The organism is Pseudomonas ogarae (assembly GCF_014268695.2).
Lineage (GTDB): Bacteria > Pseudomonadota > Gammaproteobacteria > Pseudomonadales > Pseudomonadaceae > Aquipseudomonas > Aquipseudomonas kilonensis.
Map to the genome: position 1 here is coordinate 2,651,997 of NZ_CP077086.1, position 23,914 is coordinate 2,675,910.

At 57.3% G+C, this 23,914-nt stretch carries 21 protein-coding genes; 8 read left to right on the forward strand and 13 right to left on the reverse strand.

Going from position 1 to position 23,914, the window contains the following annotated elements; translation table 11 throughout:
- Positions 1-47 precede the first annotated feature (47 nt).
- On the forward strand, positions 48-821 hold the full coding sequence (locus HU749_RS11810; RefSeq protein WP_013692788.1) for an L-iditol 2-dehydrogenase: 774 nt from the start codon (positions 48-50) through the stop codon (positions 819-821).
- 189 nt (positions 822-1,010) lie between these two features.
- Here the strand turns inward: HU749_RS11810 and HU749_RS11815 are convergent, their stop codons facing one another.
- The 4 genes from HU749_RS11815 to HU749_RS11830 all read right to left on the reverse strand — a co-directional run bounded on the left by HU749_RS11815 (position 1,011) and on the right by HU749_RS11830 (position 5,120).
- A complete protein-coding gene (locus HU749_RS11815; RefSeq protein WP_176167048.1) occupies positions 1,011-1,727 on the reverse strand; it encodes an NADPH-dependent F420 reductase in 717 nt (238 codons plus the stop codon).
- Positions 1,724-2,965, reverse strand: a complete 1,242-nt coding sequence (locus HU749_RS11820) for an NTP/NDP exchange transporter (RefSeq protein ID WP_225919158.1) — start codon at positions 2,963-2,965, stop codon at positions 1,724-1,726. The genes HU749_RS11815 and HU749_RS11820 overlap by 4 nt, the downstream gene beginning before the upstream one ends.
- Before the next feature lie 78 nt (positions 2,966-3,043).
- Complete coding sequence (locus tag HU749_RS11825) at positions 3,044-4,207, reverse strand: MBL fold metallo-hydrolase (RefSeq protein ID WP_223473159.1); 1,164 nt, start codon at positions 4,205-4,207, stop codon at positions 3,044-3,046.
- A gap of 22 nt (positions 4,208-4,229) precedes the next feature.
- Positions 4,230-5,120 carry an SDR family NAD(P)-dependent oxidoreductase gene (locus HU749_RS11830; protein ID WP_186650687.1) on the reverse strand — a complete coding sequence of 297 codons (891 nt, stop codon included), beginning with the start codon at positions 5,118-5,120 and terminating at the stop codon, positions 4,230-4,232.
- Between the two features lie 188 nt (positions 5,121-5,308).
- On the opposite strand from HU749_RS11830, the gene HU749_RS11835 reads away from it, so the two are divergent.
- From HU749_RS11835 to adeC, 7 genes are all read left to right on the forward strand, one after another.
- Entirely contained in the window at positions 5,309-6,196 is an 888-nt protein-coding gene (locus HU749_RS11835; RefSeq protein ID WP_013692793.1) for a LysR family transcriptional regulator, read from the forward strand.
- A gap of 160 nt (positions 6,197-6,356) precedes the next feature.
- The gene (locus HU749_RS11840) at positions 6,357-6,710 is read left to right on the forward strand and encodes a cyclophilin-like fold protein (RefSeq protein ID WP_079302510.1); all 354 of its coding nucleotides are present in this window, start codon (positions 6,357-6,359) and stop codon (positions 6,708-6,710) included.
- A gap of 102 nt (positions 6,711-6,812) precedes the next feature.
- A complete protein-coding gene (locus tag HU749_RS11845) occupies positions 6,813-7,718 on the forward strand; it encodes a LysR family transcriptional regulator (protein ID WP_013692795.1) in 906 nt (301 codons plus the stop codon).
- A gap of 51 nt (positions 7,719-7,769) precedes the next feature.
- The gene (locus tag HU749_RS11850) at positions 7,770-8,948 is read left to right on the forward strand and encodes an XdhC family protein (protein ID WP_079302520.1); all 1,179 of its coding nucleotides are present in this window, start codon (positions 7,770-7,772) and stop codon (positions 8,946-8,948) included.
- Between the two features lie 431 nt (positions 8,949-9,379).
- Entirely contained in the window at positions 9,380-10,528 is a 1,149-nt protein-coding gene (locus tag HU749_RS11855; protein WP_186650697.1) for an efflux RND transporter periplasmic adaptor subunit, read from the forward strand.
- A 3-nt stretch (positions 10,529-10,531) separates the two neighbouring features.
- Positions 10,532-13,687: an efflux RND transporter permease subunit gene (locus HU749_RS11860; protein ID WP_186650689.1), complete on the forward strand. Its 3,156-nt coding sequence runs from the start codon at positions 10,532-10,534 to the stop codon at positions 13,685-13,687.
- Complete coding sequence (gene adeC, locus HU749_RS11865) at positions 13,684-15,108, forward strand: AdeC/AdeK/OprM family multidrug efflux complex outer membrane factor (RefSeq protein WP_186650691.1); 1,425 nt, start codon at positions 13,684-13,686, stop codon at positions 15,106-15,108. The genes HU749_RS11860 and adeC overlap by 4 nt, the downstream gene beginning before the upstream one ends.
- Positions 15,109-15,230: 122 nt before the next feature.
- On the opposite strand, the gene HU749_RS11870 is transcribed toward adeC, so the two are convergent.
- The 9 genes from HU749_RS11870 to tcuA form a co-directional block, all read right to left on the reverse strand.
- Positions 15,231-15,626 carry a PA0061/PA0062 family lipoprotein gene (locus HU749_RS11870; RefSeq protein WP_013692800.1) on the reverse strand — a complete coding sequence of 132 codons (396 nt, stop codon included), beginning with the start codon at positions 15,624-15,626 and terminating at the stop codon, positions 15,231-15,233.
- 393 nt (positions 15,627-16,019) lie between these two features.
- The gene (pqqE, locus tag HU749_RS11875; RefSeq protein ID WP_217870571.1) at positions 16,020-17,189 is read right to left on the reverse strand and encodes a pyrroloquinoline quinone biosynthesis protein PqqE; all 1,170 of its coding nucleotides are present in this window, start codon (positions 17,187-17,189) and stop codon (positions 16,020-16,022) included.
- Entirely contained in the window at positions 17,161-17,436 is a 276-nt protein-coding gene (gene pqqD, locus HU749_RS11880; protein WP_014340539.1) for a pyrroloquinoline quinone biosynthesis peptide chaperone PqqD, read from the reverse strand. The genes pqqE and pqqD overlap by 29 nt, the downstream gene beginning before the upstream one ends.
- The gene (gene pqqC, locus HU749_RS11885) at positions 17,433-18,185 is read right to left on the reverse strand and encodes a pyrroloquinoline-quinone synthase PqqC (RefSeq protein WP_217870573.1); all 753 of its coding nucleotides are present in this window, start codon (positions 18,183-18,185) and stop codon (positions 17,433-17,435) included. Before pqqC ends, pqqD begins: the two co-directional genes overlap by 4 nt.
- Positions 18,186-18,196: 11 nt before the next feature.
- Positions 18,197-19,108, reverse strand: a complete 912-nt coding sequence (gene pqqB, locus HU749_RS11890; RefSeq protein ID WP_217870575.1) for a pyrroloquinoline quinone biosynthesis protein PqqB — start codon at positions 19,106-19,108, stop codon at positions 18,197-18,199.
- Positions 19,109-19,180: 72 nt separating this feature from the next.
- A complete protein-coding gene (gene pqqA / locus HU749_RS11895) occupies positions 19,181-19,255 on the reverse strand; it encodes a pyrroloquinoline quinone precursor peptide PqqA (protein ID WP_020295432.1) in 75 nt (24 codons plus the stop codon).
- Positions 19,256-19,578: 323 nt separating this feature from the next.
- The gene (locus tag HU749_RS11900; protein ID WP_186652237.1) at positions 19,579-20,907 is read right to left on the reverse strand and encodes a carbohydrate porin; all 1,329 of its coding nucleotides are present in this window, start codon (positions 20,905-20,907) and stop codon (positions 19,579-19,581) included.
- Positions 20,908-21,232: 325 nt separating this feature from the next.
- On the reverse strand, positions 21,233-22,390 hold the full coding sequence (gene tcuB, locus HU749_RS11905) for a tricarballylate utilization 4Fe-4S protein TcuB (RefSeq protein WP_013692805.1): 1,158 nt from the start codon (positions 22,388-22,390) through the stop codon (positions 21,233-21,235).
- On the reverse strand, positions 22,377-23,831 hold the full coding sequence (gene tcuA, locus HU749_RS11910; protein ID WP_186652239.1) for an FAD-dependent tricarballylate dehydrogenase TcuA: 1,455 nt from the start codon (positions 23,829-23,831) through the stop codon (positions 22,377-22,379). The genes tcuB and tcuA overlap by 14 nt, the downstream gene beginning before the upstream one ends.
- Positions 23,832-23,914: the final 83 nt, after the last annotated feature.

Below are 23,914 nucleotides of genomic sequence, written 5' to 3' on the forward strand. Positions count from 1 at the left end.
GCGCGCTCTTTCGATGAAGCGCGCCACGAACCACAAAGGTAGATTCAATGAAACGTCTCGAAGGTAAAAGCGCTTTGATCACTGGTTCCGCGCGCGGTATTGGACGCTCGTTTGCCCAGGCCTATATCGGTGAAGGCGCTACGGTCGCTATCGCCGACATCAATTTGGAAAGAGCTCAAGCGACGGCCTCCGAGCTTGGGCCGCAAGCTTACGCGGTGGAGATGGACGTTACCCGCCAGGCGTCCATTGATGCAGCGATCGCCGAGGTCGTTGCCCACGCAGGAAAGCTGGACATCCTTGTGAACAATGCGGCGTTGTTCGATCTTGCACCGATCACCGAGATCACTCGGGAAAGCTACGACAAGCTTTTTGCAATCAATGTCAGCGGGACGCTGTTCACGCTTCAGGCAGCGGCGAAGCAGATGATCAGTCAGGGGCATGGCGGTAAGATCATCAACATGGCCAGCCAGGCGGGTCGCCGCGGTGAGGCGTTGGTAGGCGTCTACTGCGCCACCAAGGCGGCCGTCATCAGCCTTACACAGTCTGCTGGCCTTAACCTCATCAAGCACAAAATCAATGTCAATGCGATTGCCCCGGGGGTTGTCGATGGCGAACACTGGGACGGTGTCGACGCGCTCTTTGCCAAACACGAGAACCGCCCCCTGGGTGAGAAAAAGCGGCTCGTCGGCCTTGAGGTTCCGTATGGAAGAATGGGGACGGCAGAGGATCTGGTAGGAATGGCAATTTTCCTGGCGGGCTCGGAGAGCGATTACATCGTTGCACAAACGTACAACGTTGATGGCGGGAACTGGATGAGCTGAGTGCAGGAGGGGGGGGCGGGTGACAGGAGAGCGGCACATTTTCCGATCACCCGGCGGTTCGATTCAGCTTCCTCGCGATCACACTGCCCGACTCATGAGAGCCTGGCAGTTTGATCCACCGGCCGATTGTTGGGGTGGGAGCTAGCAGCAAGGTTTCTTGCTTATCTGCGCGGCCACCAGAACTCTGCACTACAGGCCGAGGAGGCGGCGCAGTTCCGGTGCGGTCAGATGGGCGCGGAAACCCGGCCTGCCCGGCTGGAACGAGGCGGAGGCAGCCAGGTTGCCCACGACGACTGGGTCGCAACCAGCATCGCGTACCAGGTCGGCGGCGACCCGCAAGGCCTCGGCGTCATCTCCTGCGACGGGCATGCCAATGCGCCCGCCCGCTCGTGAGGCAGACATTGCCACCACGGTGGCATCGACGGCACTGAATGCGCGCACCAGTCGCGCGCCGATCATGTACTTCGCGACGGTTTCAGCAACGCCCAGGTTGTGCGCTTCGCGGTATACATCGCTGCTGCTTGTGCCCCAAGGATTGGTGGAGTCCAGAACGATCTTGCCGCGGTAGGCACTGTGCAGGTCTCGCCCGACCTGGGGCAGCGCTTCAAACGGAATAGCCAACAGAAGCACGGTGCCGAATTCCGCTGCCGCCATCGGCAGGCCGACCGAAGCGCGTGGCCCTAACGCCTCAACCATGTCTTGCAATTGCTCTGGATGGCGGGAAGAGAACATGACCTCATGTCCAGCCTCGACCCACAGCCGACCTACCGTGCCGCCCAGCGATCCGCTACCGATCACGCCGATGCGGGTTGGCGCGACCGCAAAGGCGCGACTCGCGGGGATGAGCCAAGGCAGAGCGGCCAATACGCCAAGGGATTTCACTATGGAGCGGCGGGTAGACTTCATGTCCTGTCCTCAATCAATGATGGTGAGACCGTAGCATCGCGCTGTTCCTGCTTCAGGTGGGTTCGTCCCAACCAGACACTCAAGCCCAGCCAGATAGCTGAGAGGGGGACCGAGATCATGGGAATCTGCGCCAGGGTCAGGCCAAGGCCCATCAGGCTTGCGTATCCCCAACTGGCGATTTGGTCACCGCCACGATAAACGACCGTGTCGATGAAGTTCTTGGCTTTGTAGCGATCTTCACGTGTGCTGGAGGTAAACAGGATTTCCCTGGCGGGTCTGGCCAGTGCGAAGTTCGCTACCCGGCGGGCGACCTGCGCGGCCACGATGACTGCGACGCTAGGGCTGGCGGCCAAGGCAGCGAAGCCGAACAGGCTGACCAGCGGCAGGACACACAGCGTTGCCACGATGCCCGCGGTGGCGATCATCCTGCCGGTGATGAACAGCTGGAATACCAGTGTGATCGCATTGACGATCAGGTCGATATTGGCAAAGAACGCCGTGCGGGCGGCACGATCAGGGAACGAGGACTCGGCGATGCTGGCCTGCTGAAAATACAAGAAAGTCGACGTGACCGAGTACAGCAGAATGAATAGTGCCAACCCGACCAAGTAGGGCGAACGCAACGTGTGGACCATGCCGGTAAAGATGCCGCCACCCAAGGGCTGGTCCGGGTTTTCCTTGAGCGTAGTGTGGCTGAACATCGGAGCAAGGCGAGATAAACGGCGTGATGCAAGTACCGCCACTTCCAGAAACAGGATGGCAATCACCATCAGCCAGGAGCGGTCCAACTGTTGGATCAGGCTGGAAGTGATAGCCGAGCCCAAGAGGCCGCCAATCGTTGCTCCTGCCGCGAGTAGCCCGAACAGCCGTTTGCCCTGCTCGCTGTCGAAGATATCCACCATGAAGGACCAGAACACCGAGACGACGAACAGGTTAAAGACCGAGACCCAGATGAAAAAGGCACGTCCCAGCCACACCTGCCACTGTGGATCGGCGAGATGCAGCAGCAGTGCAAACAACATCAGGTTGGCAGCGAAGAAGCGATAGGCCACGACGATGAACTGCTTGCGTGGCAGTTTGCGCACGGCCAGCGCGAACAGCGGGCTGGCTACCAGCATCGCCAACAACGTACCAGTGAATAGCCAGGGCAAGTTCTGGACCCCGCCGGCCACACCGAGTTCGTCGCGGATCGGTCGCAACAGGTAATACGCCAGAAATAGCGCGATGACGTAGAGCATCGACCACAGGACTGCGGGTGCTTCTTCGGGGCGCACCTTGGCCTGGCGCTGCAACAGCGATAAGGGAGATTGCACGACTTACTCCTCCCTGGCTCCAGCCGCGAGCTGAGGCGGAGTCTTCGCTGCGTCGTCTTCCCACCATGCCGTGAACGACTGCGCACGGCCGTCAAGGTAGACCGTGCGGCCGATTTCGGGCGTCCACAGCGCGAAGGTTTGCCCCTGACTGGCGACTTGCATGCGCTTGAACGGATCATCCCAATCGTGAGGGGCGATGGAGAAGCGGCCCACATGCGTCTGCATCAGCACTCGGGCGCGCAGGTCCTTGGCTGCCTGCGCGGCCTGTTCCGGATTCATGTGGACGTTCGCCCAGCGCGGATCGTACTGACCGGCATCAATGGCGACATAGTCGAACGGACCCAGCCGCTGGCCGATCTCGGCAAAGTGCGGGCCATAACCCGAGTCGCCACTGAAAAACAACCGCTGCTCAGGAGATACAAGTGCAAAGCCGACCCACAGCGACTGATCGCGGGTAAAGGTGCGTCCAGAGTAGTGTCGAGCTGTGGTGACGTGGACTCTGACGTTCGGTGTCAGCGCGATGACTTCGTTCCAGTCGGCTTCACGTACGACTCCCATGTCGTAGCCCCAGCGCTCGAAATGCGTGCCTACACCCAACCCCACGATAACCTTTCTGACTTTGGGCTGAAGCGCCTGAACGGTTGGATAGTCCAAGTGATCGTAATGATCGTGGCTGATCAACAAAGCGTCGATCTCGGGTATGTCATCGGCCGTGTAGAGGCTGGTGCCCTCGAATGCCTTGTTCACTCCGGGGATCGGCGCGGCGTAAGTGCTGAACACCGGATCGATCAGGATGCGTTGTCCGCCCAGTTGCACGAAGTAGGAGGAATGGCCCAGCCAAACGACTATATCCTGTGTAGGGTCGAGTGCTTTGAGGTCGGTCTTGACGGCGGGAATCGGGCTTGGCGGTCGAGGCTGCCCCTCTTGCCCGAAAAGGGTCTGCATCCACATCGATATCTCGGATTGGTCCGTGGTCTTCATGGGCGTGTCGATCTGGTTGCGGAACACTCCGTCGGCATGATTGGGCGAATGTTCGATGCGCGTCAGCCGCTCGCCGCTGGGCAGCTCGCCGAAGACCGGCTGCTGTAAATAGGCGAAGGCGCCAACGATGCCTAGCAGAGCGATACCAACAACGGCCATGAGAAGACGACCCCAGATTAATTTCATGCAGTAGTTACCGTGGAGGTGGTCACGACAGGTTCGTGCCACTGGAGTGCGTGAGTTCAGCCAGCAGCAAGTCTTGGAATCGGGAGTCTTGGACCGCGGAATGCGGCTGTTCGCGCCGCTGATGGTGCCAATAGCCGCCGCTGGTGAGTGCCTCAGGGTCATTGCTGGTGGCAAGCCATTCCTGGGTCAGGTGTCCGAGGCGCAGGTCGTCAGGTGCGTTGCGACCTCCCATCTTCGTTGGGACCCAGCCCGGATCGACCGCATTACTGAGGACGTCGGGGTACAACCGCGCAACGGCTGCTGCGAGTGCGGTTACAAAGAGTTTGCTGTCCGAATAGCTGCCTGTGGGGGTGCTGCCCGACCAGTCCAATCCCGTCAGGCTGGCTCGTCCCCCCCTATGCATGCTGCTGCTCAGGTAGATCAGACGCTTGGGGCGCTGAATCAGGGCCGTGAGCATATAGGGGGCGACGACGTTGACGACTAGCAGTTGCGCCCCGCTGAGGATGCCAGCGTTGTGAACAATGGCATCCATCGCGCCGATGGCATTGACCTGACGGGCAAGGTCGCGAACCTGTTCAAGATCGCCCAAGTCGCCGACTGTCGCGATGGCGCCCTGGTCCACCAGTTCTTGCACGGCAGACAACCGGGCAGGGGAGCGCACATGCACGACAACCTCGTGGCCTTGGGCAAGGAGGGTCTTGGCGGTGGCATGGCCCAGTCCATCGGCCGAGCCGGTAATGAATACGCGGGCTTTGCCGCTTGCATTGTTGTCCCGTTGTGCGTTGGACGTGGGAGCCTCCCTTCGGGAATTGGTTGGGGTCTCTGCCCAGGATGCCGTTGCTTCCAGAAGTGAGCCTGCGATCAACGCCGAACCCAGTCCGGCGCCTCTGATGAGAAAGTCTCTACGATCCATGCACGTCCCCTCGGGTCACTTCGCGCCTCTCGTCCCAAGCGCCATGGCGATCGCTCGCGCTGAATACAACGAAGGGTTGGTTAAAAAGAGGTTGTTAATGTAACCGGCCCCCTTCGGCGCCACTAGCTAATCAGTCCTTAAAGGGGCTATAAGGCCTGCTAATTAATGATTTATGAGAGACTTGGGCGATGGTCAGACGTAACCTCAATGATCTCTTATCGTTCGTAACGATTGCCCGTGAAGGCAGCTTCACGCGGGCAGCTTCCGTACTGGGCGTGACTCAATCTGCCCTCAGCCAGGCAATGAGCGGGTTAGAGGCCAGGCTGGAGATTCGCTTGCTTACACGAACCACCCGTAGCGTATCGCCTACGGCAGCGGGCGAGCGTTTACTAAAAGCCATTGGTCATCGCTTTGACGAAATCGAGGCAGAACTCGACGAACTGACCGAGATGCGCGATAAACCCGCCGGCACCGTGCGCATCACCTGTGGTGAGCACATTCTTCGAGCACATTTGCTTCCCAAGCTCACGCCGCTTTTGCTCGATTATCCGGATATCAAGATAGAGTTCGATATCAATTATGGTTTTCGAGACATCGTCGCCGACCGTTTCGATGCAGGCGTGCGTATGGGCGATACCATCGACAAGGATATGGTTGCGGTACCCATCGGTCCTCAACTGCGCATGGCCGCTGCGGCTTCCCCGACGTATTTCGAAAGGCATCCAACGCCCAAAAATCCACGAGACCTGCTAAAGCACAGTTGTATCAATCAGCGTATGCAAACAGCAGGGGGGCTATACGTTTGGGAGTTTGAGCGTCGTGGCCAACCGTTAAATGTACGAGTGGATGGCCAGCTCGTTTTCAACACCTCTCCCAGCATGGTGGATGCAGCCTTGGCCGGCCTGGGCATCGCCTATCTTCCTGAAGAAGAATTCGCACCGCATCTGGAAAATGGCCGCCTGGTTCGGGTGCTGGAAGATTGGTGTGCTCCCTTCCCGGGGTACCATCTGTATTACCCAAGTCGCAGGCAGCCGTCGCGGGCCTTCACGCTGGTTATGAATGCACTGCGTGTGTAAGGACGATTGATAAATCTCATTCATGACTTCAATCGCTGCGAGGTATTTCAGTTTTTCTGTCAGCTGATACCTTCTGGCGGGAAAGTAATTTGGCTGTCAGATCAATTCGGGTCGGGGGTAGGGCGTGCCCCGCAGCCCATCGGAGCAAAGTGGAGCAACTATGAAAATACGCATCGATGTTTCAGGCGGTCCGGTTACGGCAACGCTCGACAACAACGATTCCTCCATAGATTTCGTTAAACAGCTGCCGATGAAACTGACACTGGACGACTACGCCTCGACCGAGAAGATCAGCGTACTGCCCGAGCCATTATCGACACAGGGCGCGCCAGCTGGGTTCACGCCTTCGGCGGGTGACATTGCCTTCTATGCGCCTTGGGGAAATCTCGCCATTTTTCATAAAGGGTTCAAGTATTCGAGCGACCTTATCAAACTCGGCAGGATTGATTCCGGCCTGGGAATACTCGCGCGTCCTGGGTCCCTTGAAGTAACGATCACCTTGGTTGATGAGTGATACCCCAAAACAGTCAGAACCACGCCGGCAAAAACTGTCTGTGGCGCAGGGGGCGGGAGAGGTCCTTTCGTTCATACGTTTCACACCAATGGCAGAGAACTCATGCAGCTGACTCGTGCCAACTTTGGCGATTTTATCTACTTTTTAGCTGTCGCCCGCCATTCCAGCTTCAGTCGTGCGGGTGTTGAAGTAGGGATAAGTGCATCTGCGCTGAGTCATGCGATCAAGGGGCTGGAAGCGAGATTGGGGGTTCGTTTGCTCAATCGCACGACCCGCAGCGTCACCCTGACGGCAGCCGGTGAGGAGCTGCTGGCATTGATAAGCGAACCTGTCGACAAAATCGACCAGGCCATTGAGTTGTTGAATAAGTTCCGTGATGAGCCCACTGGTCGTATACGGCTGAATGTTTTCAGTGACGCGGCGCTCCTTTTGTTGGCACCCGTTTTATCGACATTTGCTCATCGCTATCCCGATATCGAAGTGGAAGTCTCAACCACCAACAGTATGGTGGACATTGTTGAAGGAGGCTTCGACGCTGGGATCAGGTATGGCGCTACCGTACCTGAAGGCATGATTGCCCAAAGCCTTTCCCCCCCTGTTCGATGGGTCGTGGTAGGAACCCCCGATTACCTCGACCGATGTGGCATGCCGCTGCACCCCGAGGATTTGAAACAGCACAGTTGTTTAAGGTTTCGGCTAGGCAACGGCCGGATGTACAACTGGGAGTTTGAGAAAGAGGGTGAAAAATTAGAGATCCCAGTGTCCGGTAATGTCGTGCTGGATGAGACGCGGATGATGCTCGCCATGGTCACCCAGGGCGCCGGGCTGACTTATTGTGCCGAACCCATTGTCGCGCCGCTTATAGCAGAAGGAACGTTACAAGTGGTTTTGGAGGATTGGGTCAGTGTCGGTCCAGGCTTCCATATCTATTACTCAAGCTACCGGCAGGTGCCGATCACGCTACGTTTGCTGATCGACTTGATCAGAGAGTTGCGCCCGCTTGGATAGTTGGCGATCGACAGCGACTTCGCCGGATTCGCTTTGGGAGAGATATCTGATATGTCCAGTTTGAACGCATTGCTCGATGCCATCCAGGCCGAGCAGAACGAGGGTCGAGAGTCTGTACTCGCCACCGTTGTGAAAGTCGAGGGTTCGGCGTATCGCCGTCCGGGGGCGCGCATGCTCGTTTCACAATATGGACGTCCGGAGGGCACTATCAGTGGTGGCTGTCTGGAGGCTGATGTGGTGCGAAAGGCTTGGTGGCTAAGTGAGTCGGGCCCTGTGATTCGTAGCTACAGCACGGCCGAGGCCACAGACGAAGAGGGCGGTGAAGAGTCCCTTGGTTTCGGGCTGGGCTGCAACGGCAAGGTGTATGTGTTGTTTGAGCGAATACCCGCTACAAAGCAATGCGCTGTGCTTGATGCGTTACGCAAAGTAAGAAACAACCAGAGACCCGTGGCGATCGCAACGGTAATAGCGGGCTCACGCAATAGCCGTGCAGATGTTGGAGACCGTGTGTTCCTGGAATCTGGCGCAGCGCCCTTCGGGGGACTCTACCATCCTGCACTGAACGAGCGAATTACCGCTGATCTGCGTCTCACATTGGACCAGCAAAAATCTACGCGGCAACGCTATACCGAAGGCTACGCAGAGGTAGAGGTTTTTCTAGAATACGTCGCGCCACCACCGCGTCTGATGATCTTTGGGGCGGGCCATGATGCGCAGCCGTTGGTACGGATCGCAAAAATCTTGGGGTGGCATGTCACCGTTGTTGATAGTCGCCCACATTTTGCCCGTCCGGAACGTTTTCCCGAAGCGGATCGGGTGTTGAGCGCCGATATAGGCGGGCCTTTCGAATTTCGAAAGTTCGTGGAGGGGGCGTGTGTGGCGGTAATGTCCCATAGCCTGAGCCAGGATGCGCATTGGTTGAAAGGCGCGTTACAAGGTAATCCCCGTTACATCGGTCAGCTCGGGCCGCGTGATCGGACCGAGCGTCTGCTTGATGAAATAACGCGACAGACAAACAGCCTGCCTGCGCTGGACCGATTGCACTATCCAATGGGTTTGGATTTGGGTGGGGACACCCCGGAAAGTGTAGCGATGGCGGTGCTTGGGGAGATGCAGGCCTTCCTGAATGGGCGAGCGGGTGGAAGTCTGAAGTTGCGGACGTCAACGATCCACGAAACTTGTCAGCTTGAGCCCAGATTTTCCCGTGAGTTATCCATGGCAGAGTCGTAGAGGACTTGAGTTGGAAGGTCCTGCGGGATATGAGCCTCGCCGATGCGCCGCACGCATTAGAGGCCAAAGCTGATAAAAACTCACTAATCGAAATACTGTCCTCCGTTAATCACTGGATATAGAGCATTTAGAGTAATCTGCAAAATTCTGAAACCATTTTATTGCTGAATATCACTCATTGGTGATTTCAGTAAAGTCGGGCTAATCCTCAGGCCCCTCGATTGTTAGCATGCCTACATAACAATCCAATGCGCAGCGCATTGGCTCATCGGGTTTATTAACCCGGTCAATAAGCTTGATCTTCGCACCGCGCCTCTTGCGCGTACTTGCCGAACTCTTTCTCCCCATTGCCGTCAGCCGCTGTTTCAGCCTGTGCTGCGGCAGTTTGCAAACTCATGCGCGCATTTTTCAGCGCGATGTTCGAGGACTTTATGCCATTCAAGCCTATCTTTCCTGCCTTGGTGACCGCCATTGCTTTTGCCACGATGCTCAGTGGATGCAACAAGGAGCAGGCTGCTGCTACCCCGGCGCAAGCCCCTCAAGTCAGTGTGGTGACCCTGAAACCTCAGGCGGTGACCTTGTTCAACGACCTGCCCGGGCGTACCAGTGCCTACCGCCTTGCTGAGGTTCGGCCGCAGGTGGATGGCATCGTCCTGAAACGCTTGTTCAAGGAAGGCGCAGATATCAAGGCTGGTCAGCAGCTTTATCAGATCGATCCATCAACTTACGAGGTGACGCTCGCCAGTGCGCAGGCCAGTTTGGAGCAATCTCGTTCGCTGACCACCCGGTATCGGCAACTGATCGATGAGCAGGCGGTGAGCAAGCAGGAGTATGACACTGCTCGATCTCAGCAGATGCAGGCAGAGGCACAAGTCAAGGGCGCCCAGATCAATCTGAGATATACCAAAATGTTCGCGCCCATCAGCGGGCGAATTGGACGTTCGGCTGTGACCGAAGGTGCGCTAGTTTCTAATGGTCAAGCAGCCCCTCTTGCGATTATCCAGCAACTCGACCCCATTTATGTCGATGTCACTCAGCCTTATGGCGAGGTGCTCAAACTGCGTCGGGCTCTTGAAAGCGGGCAGTTGCAGAAAACTGCTGATAAGGCTGCGAAAGTCAGCCTGACACTTCAGGACGGTAGCCAGTACCCGCTGCAGGGTTCGCTGGAGTTTTCAGAAGTCTCGGTCGACGAAGCAACCGGCTCGGTCACCCTGCGCGCCGTGTTCCCCAACCCCGATCACTTGCTGCTGCCCGGGATTTTTGTGCATGCGCGGTTGCAGGAGGGGGTCGCCGAGCAGGCCATTCTTGCTCCACAGATTGGTGTGACCCGGGATCTCAAGGCCACCCCGACCGCCATGGTCGTTACCGCCGATAACAAAGTCGAGCAACGCCAGCTCAAGGTTGGCCGCACCGTCGGTGCGAATGTGCTGGTGGAAAGCGGTTTGAGCGCCGGAGACAAAATCATCGTCGAAGGGCTTCAGTTCATTAAGCCGGGGAGCTCCGTGGTCGCTCAGGAAGCGATGACAGATGAGGCGAACAGAGCCCCTGTAGCGGTAAACACCAGAGCTAAGTCGGAGTAGATGATGTCGAAGTATTTTATTGATAGACCGATCTTCGCGTGGGTGCTTGCGCTGATCATCATGCTCGTTGGGGCATTGTCGATCCTCAATTTGCCGATCAATCAATATCCTGACATCGCACCACCCGCTGTCGCGATTCAGGTTTCTTACCCCGGTGCTTCCGCGCAGACAGTGCAAGATACCGTTGTGCAAGTAATCGAGCAGCAGATGAACGGCATCGACAATCTGCGCTACATCTCTTCGGAGAGTAATGCCGATGGCAGCATGCGAATCATCGTGACCTTCAACCAGGGTACCAACCCGGATATTGCCCAGGTTCAGGTGCAGAACAAGCTGAACCTGGCCACGCCACTGTTGCCGCGTGAAGTGCAGCAGCAAGGCCTTCGCGTCACAAAATTCCAACAGAATTTCATGATGTTCATCGGTCTGGTTTCCACCGATGGAAAACACACCAAGGAGGATCTATCCAACTACATCGTCTCAAACATCCAGGACCCGATTTCGAGGACTTCAGGTGTCGGTGACTTTCAGATTTGGGGCACGCAATACGCCATGCGAGTCTGGCTGGACCCGGCCAAACTGAACCAGTTCCAGTTGACACCAGTCGACGTGACCGAGGCGATTGAGGCGCAGAACGTACAGGTAGCTTCGGGCACGATCGGTGGTCTTCCTGCGCGCAAAGGTACGGTGTTTACCGCAACTATCATCGGCAAGACGCGACTGCAGACCTCCGAGCAATTTGGTGACATTTTGCTTAAGGTCAATAGCGACGGCTCCCAGGTGCGCCTGAGTGATGTGGCTGATATCAGTTTGGGCGGTGAAAACTACAGCATCAACGCCCAAGCCAATGGCAAGCCTGCCTCGGGTATCGCCATCCGCTTGGCCACAGGCGCCAACGCCCTTGATACCGCCAAGGCGATTCGCGCCACGGTCGACCGACTGAAACCATTCTTCCCGGCCGGAATTGAAGCGGTGTACCCGTATGACACGACGCCGGTGGTCACCGAATCCATCAGCGGAGTGATGCATACACTGGGCGAGGCGGTGGTTCTGGTCTTTCTGGTCATGCTGCTGTTTTTGCAAAATCTGCGCGCCACCATCATTACGACTTTGACAGTGCCCGTTGTGTTGTTAGGTACCTTCGGCGTCCTTGCCGCGGCCGGCTTCTCTATCAATACCTTGACCATGTTCGGCATGATCCTGGCGATTGGATTACTCGTCGACGATGCGATTGTGGTGGTTGAAAACGTCGAACGGGTGATGGCGGAGGAGCACCTGTCACCCAGGGAGGCCACGCGCAAATCGATGGGGCAGATCCAGGGAGCGCTTGTGGGTATTGCCTTGGTGCTTTCGGCGGTGCTGTTGCCCATGGCTTTCTTTGGTGGCTCCACTGGCGTGATCTACCGGCAGTTCTCGATCACTATCGTATCGGCCATGGCGCTTTCGGTATTTGTTGCTTTGGTATTCACCCCGGCGCTTTGCGCCACGCTGCTCAAGCCAATCGATCCGACAAAACACGGTCAGCCCAAGCGCGGTTTCTTTGGATGGTTCAACAGACGGTTCGATGCCTGCGTCAACGGATATGAGCAGGGCGTAGGCCAGATCATCCGGCATAGGGTGCCGGGCTTTATGGTTTACCTGGTAATCGTCGCCGGCACGATCTGGATGTTCGCCCGGATACCGACCTCGTTCCTGCCCGATGAAGACCAGGGTTTGATTTTCACGCAGGTGCAGACGCCGGCCAACAGCTCGGCTGAGAGCACGCAAAAAGTGCTTGATCGCATGACTCAATACCTGCTGGACAAAGAGCACGGAGAAGGTAAAGCCGTTGCTACAGTGTTCACTGTTAACGGCTTCAACTTTGCGGGCCGCGGGCAGAATTCAGGGATCGCGTTCGTCAACCTGAAGCCATGGGATGAACGAGACAGTGACAATACTGTGTTCAAAATTGCCCAGCGTGCCCAGCAAGAGTTCCTAAAGTACCGAGACGCCCTGGTATATGCGGTGGTTCCGCCATCGGTACTGGAGTTGGGTAACGCCACCGGCTTCGATTTCTACCTGCAGGACCAGGATAGCGTGGGCCATCAAAAACTCATGGAAGCGCGCGGCAAGTTTCTTGAGCTGGCTGCCCAGAGCCCGGTCCTCGCCGGTGTTCGCCCAAACGGCTTGGCCGACGAGCCACAGTACCACCTGACCATCGACGACGAGCGCGCGCGGGCGATGGGTATTTCTCTGGCCGATATCAACACCACGCTGTCAGTGGCATACGGCAGTAGTTATGTGAACGATTTCGTTGATCGCGGCCGAGTTAAGCGGGTGTACGTACAGGGCCAGCCTGACTCGCGCAGCACCGCAGAGGATCTGAGTAAATGGTTCGTGCGTAACAACCAGGGTCAGATGGTCCCGTTCTCGGCATTTGCGAGTGCCGAGTGGATCTTCGGCTCACCAAAACTGTCGCGCTACAACGGCGTTCCTGCCGAGCAAATTCTCGGGACTCCCGCCCCGGGTTACAGCTCTGGCCAGGCGATGGCGGAGGTCGAGCGAATTGCAGAACAACTGCCGCCCGGCGTAGGCATCTCTTTTACCGGGTTGTCCTATGAAGAGCGTCTTTCAGGGTCACAAGCGCCGGCTCTGTATGCGCTGTCGATTCTCGTCGTGTTTCTATGTCTGGCGGCACTCTATGAAAGCTGGTCGATCCCGATTGCGGTCATCTTGGTCGTGCCTCTTGGGGTAATCGGCGCGCTAATGGCCACGGCATTGCGGGGGCTGTCCAACGACGTGTTCTTCCAAGTGGGTCTGTTGGTGACGGTGGGGTTGGCGGCGAAGAATGCGATCCTGATCGTCGAGTTTGCCAAGGAATTGAATGAAAAAGGTACACCGTTGCTGGAAGCGACGGTCGAGGCTTGTCGTATGCGTCTGCGTCCGATCGTGATGACGTCCTTGGCATTCATTCTCGGCGTGCTGCCTCTGACCATTTCCAGCGGAGCCGGCTCTGGCAGTCAACACGCCATCGGCACGGGGGTGATCGGCGGCATGATAACGGCCACCGTTCTGGCGATTTTTTGGGTTCCCCTGTTCTTCGTTTCCGTTTCAACCTTGTTTAAAGGCAGCCGCAAGAAGCAGGACGAAACTGCTATGCGTGAGGAGGCAGGCCAATGACTCGCTCTTTAATCGGTCTCGCGATCAGCGCCGCTGTTCTGACTGGTTGCTCACTGATCCCTGAGTATCAGCGACCGCAGGCTCCAGTTGCGGCGCAATATCCGCAGGGTCCTGCCTATCAGGCAACCAACGCTGCCGACCAGGCCGCTGTGGAGCAGGGGTGGCGCGAGTTTTTCCACGATCCGGCATTGCAGCGATTGATCCAGACCGCCTTGATCAATAATCGTGACCTGAAGGTCGCGGCACTGAACGTTGAGGCGTACCGGGCGCAGTACCGAATCCAGAGAGCTGACCTGTTTCCGGCGATTGGCGCCAACGCCAGCGGAACACGGCAGCGACTGCCGAGCGCTCAGACGCAGTCCGGTCAGGCCAGTATTTCCAGCCAATATGACGTCAACCTGGGAATCAGTTCGTACGAGTTAGATCTGTTTGGTCGCATCGCCAGTCTCAGCCAGCAGGCACTGGAAACTTATCTGTCTACCGCCCAGGCCCGACGCTCGACCCAGATCAGCATCGTTTCGAGCGTGGCCAATGCCTACCTCACCTGGCAAGCTGACCGTGAATTGCTCAAGCTCACCGAGAATACATTGGGCGCCTATGAAGAGAGCTTGCGTCTGACCGCTCGGAGCAATCAGGTGGGTGTGGCTTCGGCGCTTGATCTCGCACAGGCGCGTACCTCGGTGCAAGGTGCGCGGGCGAGCCTGGCAAACTACCAGCGCCGAGTAGCCGAAGACGAGAATGCGTTGGTGCTTCTTCTTGGCACAGGACTGCCCGCCGATTTACCGGAGCCGCAGTCCTTGTATGGCGATCTGCTCGCCAACGTACCGGCCGGTCTGCCCAGTGATTTACTCGCCCGTCGCCCCGATATCCTTGCCGCCGAGCATTCGCTTTTGGCCGCTAACGCCAACATCGGCGCGGCGCGGGCGGCATTTTTCCCCAGCATCAGCCTTACGGCAAATGCCGGCACCTCGAGCGCGAATCTGGATGGGTTGTTCAAGAGCGGCTCAGGCAGCTGGACGTTTACCCCTACCATCAGCTTGCCGATTTTCAACGCAGGCGCGTTACGCGCCAGCCTGAATTACTCGGAGATTCAGAAAGATATTGGCGTGGCCAACTACGAGAAAGCTATCCAGACCGCCTTCCAGGAAGTCTCCGACGGATTGACCGCACGTAAAACCTACGTCGATCAGTTGCAGGCACAGAGTGACCTCGTCAACGCCAGCCAGGATTACTATCGGCTTGCCGAGCGTCGTTATCGAATCGGCGTGGACAGCAACCTGACCTTTTTGGACGCGCAGCGCTCGCTATTTAGCAACCAACAAAGGCTGATCAACGATCGCCTTGCGCAGTTGCAGGCTGAAGTGAACCTGTATCGTGCACTGGGTGGCGGATGGGACGAGCGGGGCGTGCACAAACTCTGAGGACGACGACTAAACAAAAACGCCCGGCGATAGGCCGGGCGTTTTGTATTAGCAGTGAATGACACTATCATAATATTACGTGCTGAGTGGTGACGCCGCGCTGTCATTTACACGGCGGTTAATTACAAGCAGGGCATCTTGTCAGTTTGAGCCAAGGTGTTACCTTTACTGTCCATAAGTTCAATTTTTACCTCTTTCCCCGCACTACTTTCCATCAAGGTGTAACGTTCATTCGGTAAAAAATTGTCATAGGACAGGGTGGCAACACAGCGGTGTTGGCTTTCCTGGTAGCCCTTGGTAACTACCCCAACTTCCATCGTATGCGCCCCTGGCGATACTTTGAAATAAGTCAGGTTCTCTGCGCGTTGCGTATCCAGGCGTCTGGCCAGCATTTCATCACCGACCTGCTCGTGAAGGTTGACAATGGATTCGCCATCCTTAAGTGTCGGAAGTTCAGTTGCACAGCCAGCCAGGCCGGTGATTAAAATGATGGAAGCTGTTAGTTTTGCAAGGTTCATAAATGTCCTGAATTTTTTGGGGGTCCAAGAATAGCTATAAGCTTGTTCTGAACCGTCAAATAGGGAAGGTTTAAATAAGCTGTTTCAGCCTAATAACGCATTGGCTTGGGAGCGTGCAGATGACGCAAGATGATCGAGGACGGCAAGGACTAAGATGCCTACTCGATATCTGGAATGATTTTGTTGTCGGTATGGGGATATTCTACAGGCTATTTTTTAATTGATTAGCCTGTGAGCTATTGATGCAGTGCTGAGCTTTATTCACCAATGATGCGCTATCTGCGACGCCGAGAACTTGAATCCCTCAGGTGTCGCACGTGGTATTTGCTGCGTGTCGGACGTTACCGTTCGAATCGATCGTCGATCAGTCAGTCATTTCTGTCGCTGAGACGATCAGCCCTTAACGATGAGGCGCGAGTTTCGTTCATTGCGAAAGGCCAATTGTTCGATGGTTTGCGTGGCGTGCTCGGCGTCTTCGCGAGCCTTGAGAATCACGCCGTGATGTTCGGACTTGCTGCACACCGGGTCGGCGTTGCTGGCGTCGCCTGTGAGCATGAATGCCTGGCAGCGGCAGCCGCCGAAGTCCTTTTCTTTTTCATCGCAGGATCGGCACGGTTCGGGCATCCAGTCATAGCCGCGGAAGCGGTTGAAGCCGAACGAGTCGTACCAGATGTGCTGCATGCTGTGGTCGCGCACGTTGGGAAATTGCACCGGCAGCTGGCGGGCACCGTGACAGGGCAATGCCGTGCCGTCCGGCGTGACGGTGAGGAAAATGCTGCCCCAGCCGTTCATGCAGCCCTTGGGGCGTTCTTCGTAGTAGTCCGGCGTGACGAAGATCAGCTTGCACGGATTGCCTTGCGCTTCCAGCTTGGCGCGGTATTCGTTGGTGACACGCTCGGCGCGTACCAGTTGCTCCCGGGTGGGCAGCAGGCCGACGCGGTTGAGCTGCGCCCAGCCATAGAACTGGCACGTGGCGAGCTCGACGAAGTCGGCTTCCAGGGCGATGCACAGCTCGATGATGCGATCGATCTTGTCGATGTTGTGCCGATGGGTCACGAAGTTCAGCACCATCGGATAACCGTGGGCCTTTACCGCCCGGGCCATTTCCAGTTTTTGCGCGAAGGCTTTCTTCGAACCGGCCAGGAGGTTGTTCACCTGCTCGTCGCTGGCCTGGAAACTGATCTGGATATGGTCCAGGCCGGCCTTCTTGAAGTCGCTGATTTTCTGCTCGGTCAAGCCGATGCCGGAGGTGATCAGGTTGGTATAGAAACCCAGCCGGCGTGCCTCGCCGATCAACTCGGCCAGGTCCTGGCGCACCAACGGCTCGCCGCCGGAAAAGCCCAGCTGCGCGGCGCCCATCTCGCGGGCTTCGCGAAAGACCTTGAACCATTGTTCGGTGCTCAGCTCCTTGCCTTGCTCGGCAAAGTCCAGCGGGTTGGAGCAGTACGGGCATTGCAGCGGGCAACGATAGGTCAGCTCCGCCAGCAACCACAGCGGCAAGCCGACTTCAGGCTTGGGCGGCAGACCCGTGTTCTCAGGCAAGTTCGATCCAGTGCTGTGCACGGGCGACCTCCATGAATTGCTCGATGTCGTCACCGAGTTCCGGCACGTCGGGAAACTGCTTCGCCAACTCGCCGATGATGGCCGCGACATCCCGTTCACCATCGATCAGGCCACCGATCAGCGCAGCGCTGTCATTCAGCTTGATCATGCCTTCAGGATAGAGCAGCACGTGACCTTTCTGGGCCGGTTCGTACTGGAAGCGATAGCCGGGGCGCCAGCGCGGGGTTTTGCTGCGGTCGAAACTCATAAGGTGATCCCTTTGTGCCACACCCGTTGCCCGGTCACGCTGTGGTAGGGCGGGCGGTTCAATTCATAGGCCATGCTCATGGCGTCGAGCATGCTCCAGAGGATGTCCAGTTTGAACTGGAGAATCTCCAGCATGCGTTCCTGCCCTGCGCGGGTGGTGTAGTGCTGCAAGGTGATCGCCAAGCCATGCTCCACGTCGCGCCGAGCCTGGCCTAAGCGGGTGCGGAAATATTCGTAGCCGGTCGGGTCGATCCACGGGTAATGCTGCGGCCAACTATCCAGGCGCGATTGATGGATCTGCGGAGCGAACAGTTCGGTCAACGAGCTGCTGGCCGCTTCCTGCCAACTGGCCCGGCGGGCGAAATTGACGTAGGCGTCTACGGCGAAGCGCACGCCCGGCAGCACCAACTCCTGGGAACGCAACTGGTCGGGGTCCAGGCCCACCGCCTGGCCCAGCCGCAGCCAGGCTTCGATGCCGCCGTCTTCGCCGGGCGCGCCGTCATGGTCGAGCAGGCGCTGGATCCACTCGCGGCGGATCTCCCGGTCCGGGCAGTTGGCCAGGATCGCGGCATCCTTGAGCGGGATGTTCACTTGGTAATAGAAGCGGTTCGCGACCCAGCCCTGGATCTGCTCGCGAGTGGCACGGCCTTCATACATCGCCACGTGGTACGGGTGATGGATATGGTAGAAGGAGCCCTTGGCGCGCAAGGCTGCTTCAAATTCTGCGGTGGTCAATGGCGTGTCAGTCATTTCGGGCGCTCCTACAGTTCGATGCTCATGCCGTCGTAAGCGACTTCGACATTGCGTCGCACCAACTCGGCCCGCTCGGGTGAATCCTCGTCCAGGATCGGGTTGGTGTTGTTGATATGAATAAGGACCTTGCGCTGCTCTGGCAGCCGCTCCAGTACTTCAAGCATGCCGCCAGGGCCATTCTGGGCCAGGTGGCCCATTTCCCGGCCAGTTCGGGTGCCGACGCCACGGCGCTGCATTTCATCGTCGTCCCACATCGTACCGTCCACCAGCAGACAATCGCTGCCGGCCATGATCTCCAACAACGACTCGTCGACCTTGCCCAGGCCCGGGGCATAGAACAGCTTGCCACTCGTGCGCAGGTCTTCGACGATCAACCCGATGTTGTCGCCCGGGTGCGGGTCGAAGCGATGCGGTGAATAGGGTGGTGCGGCGCTGCGCAGGGGCAGTGGGGTGAAGCGCAGGTTCGGGCAGGCGGCGATGGTGAAGCTCTGGTCGAGTTCAATGCGATTCCAACTCAACCCGCCGTTCCAGTGGGTCAGCATGTTGAACAGCGGAAAGCCCGTGCTCAGGTCTTCATGGACCATGTCGGTGCACCAGACTTGATGCGGGCAACCTTCGCGCAGGCTGAGCAGACCGGTGATGTGGTCGATCTGGCTGTCCATCAGGATGATCGCGCCAATGCCGGTGTCGCGCAGGGCCCGGCCCGGCTGCATCGGGGCAAACGCCTGGAGCTGGGCGCGAATGTCCGGAGAGGCGTTGCACAGCACCCAGTTCACACCGTCATCGGACAGGGCGATGGACGACTGGGTACGCGCCTGGGCCCGCAGGCTACCGTTGCGAAAACCTGCGCAATTGGCGCAGTTGCAGTTCCACTGGGGGAAACCGCCACCGGCGGCAGAACCTAGTATCTGGACGAACATGGTTGCTCCATCATTCTGGAACCGAAAATAAAACGCCTCGGCAGGCCGAGGCGCTGTCCATCAGGTACAAACTTAACGGTTTGCGAAGTACATGGTGACTTCAAAACCGATACGCAGGTCGGTGTAAGCAGGTTTGGACCAAGACATGAAAGTACTCCTATCAAGTGATGAGACGTTTGTCAGGTACATATTTCTGAGTTTGGTTGGGATCATTTTGCAGCGTTCCAAGGCGCGCCCAACCCACGACGCCGTGTTTCGGTTGTCATACCTCGTCTTTTGCTGCCGGACGATCGGATAACAGGACGGCTTCAGGAAACTGCTCCAAGTACGAGAACGAGTGACTCGACAATTTAGCAACCAGGGCAGCGAAGCACTTCGCGAACGATTGAACTCGATTCTGCAGGGCACAAAATGTCATTGTCGTGCTCTCCCATGTTTGTACGAAAATAAAGTGCATTGGGAGAACCCCCTTACAGGCTGGTCTCGAATTTCAAACCGGCCACCCACGCATCCCTGACCTCGCTGACTCCGCCAGGATTGCCTACAAATTGCAGGTTGGGGCGCACGGTCAGCCACTTGGTCACGCCAAAGCCATAGTAAATTTCCATGTTGGTTTCTGAGCTTTGTGTCGGTGTGTAGCGGGGGTCGTCATAATCGCTGACACCCGCCCGGTCATTCAGTTGTTGCTGATGATCTGTGAAGCGGTTATTCACATGGAGACTGGCGATGGCGACGCCGATTTCGTCATTCGGGCGAGATTTGAAGGGGGCCGTGTAGTAAGCGCCTACTTGCGCATAACGATCGATCATATTGGTGGCTTTGTCATGCACGGTAGCATAGGCAAACACCGTCAGCCCGCGAGCGGCGAAGTCCGGATCTTTCCAGACTTGTTGTTGCCCGGCAATCCATGCGCCATGTTTGCTGTCGCGGGATTTTGCTATGCCGTTTTCTTCTGTGTTGACGTCGTTCGCGTCACGGCTGCTGTAATACGCCCCTACGCGATATTCCCCTGGCAGCCGTCCGGCTCCCAGCGACGTGGTATGGACCAGCTCGACAGGTACCAAGGTACCCTCATTGCCGCTGCCGCTGAGTTTGAAGCCGTTACCTATTTCCAGGTAGGAAGGGTTCTGCTCGTACGCACCGATCTGCGCATAAGTGTTATCGCTCAACGCGACCTTTATGCGGCCCGCCCATTGAGTGATTGGCCAGTTATAAATGATATCGCCGGCCCAGTTACCCGGCTGCGCGCCGCAGAATGCCAAGTTCTGGAATTTGCAGGGAAAGCTGCCGAAGTCCTCGCCAAAGTTCATGCGACCCAGTTTGATATCCAGCCCGCCGTCAAAGAACTTCTGACGATACCAGAGTTGCGTAAGCCGCCAGGTCTGGCCGCGCCCGTATACCTCTTGAACCTGACTGATGCCGCCCACCCGAGGATCGGTGATGACATCATTGGTGAGATTGCGCCCGTTACGATCCGATATCGTGAATTGAAAATCAGCGCCTTCCCAACCGAGTATTTTCTCAAGGTCAAAATTGCTCATCAGTGCAAGTTGGTCGGTATACCGCGCCGTGGTGTGCGAGTCGTAGCCACCGGCCAGATTCGTCGCGGCGTCGCCCGTGTAGAGCACATTAAAGGTATAACCTTTTTCCAGCAATTCTGTGCGTAGGCCGCCCCAGTCTCCCAACATCCAAGGGGACTCAGGACTGAAGGCTTCTTGTGCATGACTGTTGGCCGCTCCGCAAAGCAGCAACAATGCGATGGAAGTATTAAGCGTGTTGCAGTTCAAATGAGTGGTCATGATGATCTCTGCTTTTGTTTTTATAGTTAGATAATCGAACACGTCTTCAGATTGATCTTCCGCCCGGAAGAGCATTAAAGAATGTCTGCAACGGGTTGATCCCAGCGAAGAACGACTGGAGTCTGGGTTTGTAAAGGCGTCGAGCTTGACGTGACACACGGTAAGTTGATGAGAAGACGGGACCTAACTCATGCCTCGTCTGTTCTTGCGAAACAGCTCGGTAATTTATTTGAGCATCGGTAATGCTCTCCTTGTGATTGCCATGAAGGTTGCTTTCAACTTAGCGGTGCCGATGATGCCGTCGGTACGCTCTTGAAAATACCGGTCATTCGCCGGCCGCACTGATCGGGTTGGGTTGGCGTTTTTCAATGGTGTATTTCAGCAACGCAGCGCTGCGGAATATGCCGTGGGCGAATTTGCTATAGGGCATGGTCAGAAAGAAAGCCATGACCAGACCCAGGTGGATCGCAAGCAATAAGCCCAACGCGCTGGTTTCGCGCCCGGCAAGCAATGCAAGACCGCTAGCGCTGACCAGGAACAGAAGCGCGATGAAGCCACGATCCATCGGTTTCTGATTCTCGTCCCCTTGTTGCGGGTTACGCCGCAGATTCATCCAGAGCAAACCTGCTGGGCCGATCAGCAGACCTACGCCACCGAAAATGCCGAGTAGCACTGGCAGGCTTAAAACCGGGTAGGGGGCCGACCAATCCAGCAAAAAATGATAGAGAGTGGCAACGCCTGTGGCTGCGAAGCACAGCATGAACCCATAGAAGGTGAGGTGGTGAAAGCGGCGGCGCCATAGGGTGAATGCGTCGTCGGCGTTGTTGCAGCCTTCCCCATGTCCGCCGTCCAGGTACTTGAGTTGTGCGACGTTGGCGCCGGCCTCCAGTGCTGCACTGGCTTTCAACGGCAGAGGTGCCTCGGCGGGTGAGATTTCGCGCCAGAATCGACGCACGCCGATACCCAGGGCCAACACGGCAAAACCGAACACCGCGCTGAACATCAGTGCCAACGTGTTGTGTGGAAAAATCCCGTAGAAGTTACCGCCTGGCATGGCAACGAACAGGTTGCCCATGATCATCAAGGTAAGCGACAGGAACAGCGCCAACCCAGCGCCTGAAGCCAGCCCCAAGGTAAGGCCGTTGCGTTGGTACAATTTACCCAGTGGCTGCGGCCAGGCGTAATTGGTGTAGGTTTCCAGCCGTACCTTGGCCATGGCTTTGGGTACGTTGACTGCAAATTCGTGCGGGGCAGCGTATTGGCAGGCCGACAGGCACGCGCCGCAGTTGTGGCAAAGGTTCGCCAAGTAATGAATGTCGGCCTGACCGAATTCCAGATGCCGGGTCATTGCGGGGAATACGGCACAGAAACCTTCGCAATAGCGGCAGGCATTACAAATGGTCATCTGCCGTTCGACTTCGGTTTCCTGCAGGTTGAGGACCGGGATCAGTTGGCTGGATACCTGGGGATCAAACAGCTGCATATTGAAGCTCCGAGTTCACAGGAGAAAGACCAAACCCCGCACAAAGCGCGGCCTGTACGCCGGCGATTCGTCCGAAGGCGGTACCGATGGCCATGCCAATACCCGCGGTATAACCCTTGCCCAGTACGTTGCCAGCCATCATTTCTCCGGCGACAAACAGGTTCGGGCTGGCCTTGCCATCAAAGTGCACGGCGGCCGTTTCGTCGGTCGCCAAGCCGAGATAGGTAAAGGTGACACCTGGCTTGAGGGGGTAGGCGTAGTAGGGTGGTTTGGTGAGCGGCCTTGCCCAGTGAGTCTTGGCGGGAGCAAGCCCTTCGGTATGGCAGTCATCGAGCGTGGTGTGGTCGAACGTGCCGACATGGCAAGCGTTGTTGTAGTCTTCGATGGTTTTAACGAACTGCGTTTGCGGCAAGTTCAACAGGCGAGCAAGTTCTGGCAACGTCCGTGCTGTGGTTCCAGGGAACACCGGCGGCATGAAGCGGCCAAGTGCCTGTTGGTCGATAATCGAGTAGGCCTGCTGGTTGGGTTGTCCTGCAACGAGACGGCCCCAGATCGCATAACGTTTGGGCCAGAAATCCTCACCCTCATCGTAAAACCGTTCGCCATCGCGGTTGACAACCACGCCCAGGGATACGCAGTCGATGCGGGTACAGATACCGCCGTCGTAAAGCGGAGCCCGTGCGTCGATGGCCACCATATGCGCCTGAGTCGGGTCGCCGACTGCATCGGCGCCAAGATCGAGCATCCGTCGCAACAACACACCAGTATTGAAGCGGGTGCCGCGAATCAGGAAGTTGTCCGATGGCCATTCACCGCGCTCGTTTTGCCCCCAAGCTTCCCGTAGCCATTCGCGGTTGGATTCAAACCCGCCAGCAGCCAAGACGCAGGCGCGTGCTTCGATACGCTCCGCTGGCAATCGTTGTCCATCTACCTCGCGTTCGGCCAGGTGAGCTGCGACGAAAGCACCGTTTTCCAGTTCTATGTTAGTGACCTGAGCGTCATAACGGATCTTCACGCCCAGGCGTTCGGCGCTGCGAAAGTAGGCATTGACCAGTGCCTTTCCGCCGCCCATGAAAAACGCGTTGGTGCGAGCCACATGAAGAGCACCCGACAAGGGCGGCTGAAAGTGCACGCCATGTGAACGCATCCAATCACGGCAAGATGACGAGGCACGAATGGCGATGCGCGCCAGTTTCTCGTTGGTAAGGCCACCGGTGACTTTAAGCAGATCCTGCCAATATTCTTCTTCGGGATAGGCATCGACCAGCACATCCTGAGGCGCATCGTGCATGCAGCGCAGGTTGCGCGTGTGCTGCGAATTTCCGCCGCGCCATACTTTCGGCGAGCCTTCCAGCAGCATTACGCTGGCGCCTGCCTCTCGTGCCATCAATGCGGCACATAACGCAGCGTTGCCGCCACCTATCACCAGAACGTCGACCATCGTATCTCCTCGATTCACTGGCAGGGCGAAGTGACTGCCGCCAGTGGATTAACCATAGGGATGGGCTCATCGCGGCGAAAGGC

Bases quoted from the DNA above. Each gene is read 5' to 3' on its own strand.
- HU749_RS11810 (WP_013692788.1), top strand. From the start codon at position 48: ATGAAACGTCTCGAAGGTAAAAGCGCTTTGATCACTGGTTCCGCGCGC.
- HU749_RS11815 (WP_176167048.1), bottom strand. From the start codon at position 1,727: ATGAAGTCTACCCGCCGCTCCATAGTGAAATCCCTTGGCGTATTGGCC.
- HU749_RS11820 (WP_225919158.1), bottom strand. From the start codon at position 2,965: ATGCTCTACGTCATCGCGCTATTTCTGGCGTATTACCTGTTGCGACCG.
- HU749_RS11825 (WP_223473159.1), bottom strand. From the start codon at position 4,207: ATGAAATTAATCTGGGGTCGTCTTCTCATGGCCGTTGTTGGTATCGCT.
- HU749_RS11830 (WP_186650687.1), bottom strand. From the start codon at position 5,120: ATGGATCGTAGAGACTTTCTCATCAGAGGCGCCGGACTGGGTTCGGCG.
- HU749_RS11835 (WP_013692793.1), top strand. From the start codon at position 5,309: ATGGTCAGACGTAACCTCAATGATCTCTTATCGTTCGTAACGATTGCC.
- HU749_RS11840 (WP_079302510.1), top strand. From the start codon at position 6,357: ATGAAAATACGCATCGATGTTTCAGGCGGTCCGGTTACGGCAACGCTC.
- HU749_RS11845 (WP_013692795.1), top strand. From the start codon at position 6,813: ATGCAGCTGACTCGTGCCAACTTTGGCGATTTTATCTACTTTTTAGCT.
- HU749_RS11850 (WP_079302520.1), top strand. From the start codon at position 7,770: ATGTCCAGTTTGAACGCATTGCTCGATGCCATCCAGGCCGAGCAGAAC.
- HU749_RS11855 (WP_186650697.1), top strand. From the start codon at position 9,380: ATGCCATTCAAGCCTATCTTTCCTGCCTTGGTGACCGCCATTGCTTTT.
- HU749_RS11860 (WP_186650689.1), top strand. From the start codon at position 10,532: ATGTCGAAGTATTTTATTGATAGACCGATCTTCGCGTGGGTGCTTGCG.
- adeC (WP_186650691.1), top strand. From the start codon at position 13,684: ATGACTCGCTCTTTAATCGGTCTCGCGATCAGCGCCGCTGTTCTGACT.
- HU749_RS11870 (WP_013692800.1), bottom strand. From the start codon at position 15,626: ATGAACCTTGCAAAACTAACAGCTTCCATCATTTTAATCACCGGCCTG.
- pqqD (WP_014340539.1), bottom strand. From the start codon at position 17,436: ATGAGTTTCGACCGCAGCAAAACCCCGCGCTGGCGCCCCGGCTATCGC.
- pqqC (WP_217870573.1), bottom strand. From the start codon at position 18,185: ATGACTGACACGCCATTGACCACCGCAGAATTTGAAGCAGCCTTGCGC.
- pqqB (WP_217870575.1), bottom strand. From the start codon at position 19,108: ATGTTCGTCCAGATACTAGGTTCTGCCGCCGGTGGCGGTTTCCCCCAG.
- HU749_RS11900 (WP_186652237.1), bottom strand. From the start codon at position 20,907: ATGACCACTCATTTGAACTGCAACACGCTTAATACTTCCATCGCATTG.
- tcuB (WP_013692805.1), bottom strand. From the start codon at position 22,390: ATGCAGCTGTTTGATCCCCAGGTATCCAGCCAACTGATCCCGGTCCTC.
- tcuA (WP_186652239.1), bottom strand. From the start codon at position 23,831: ATGGTCGACGTTCTGGTGATAGGTGGCGGCAACGCTGCGTTATGTGCC.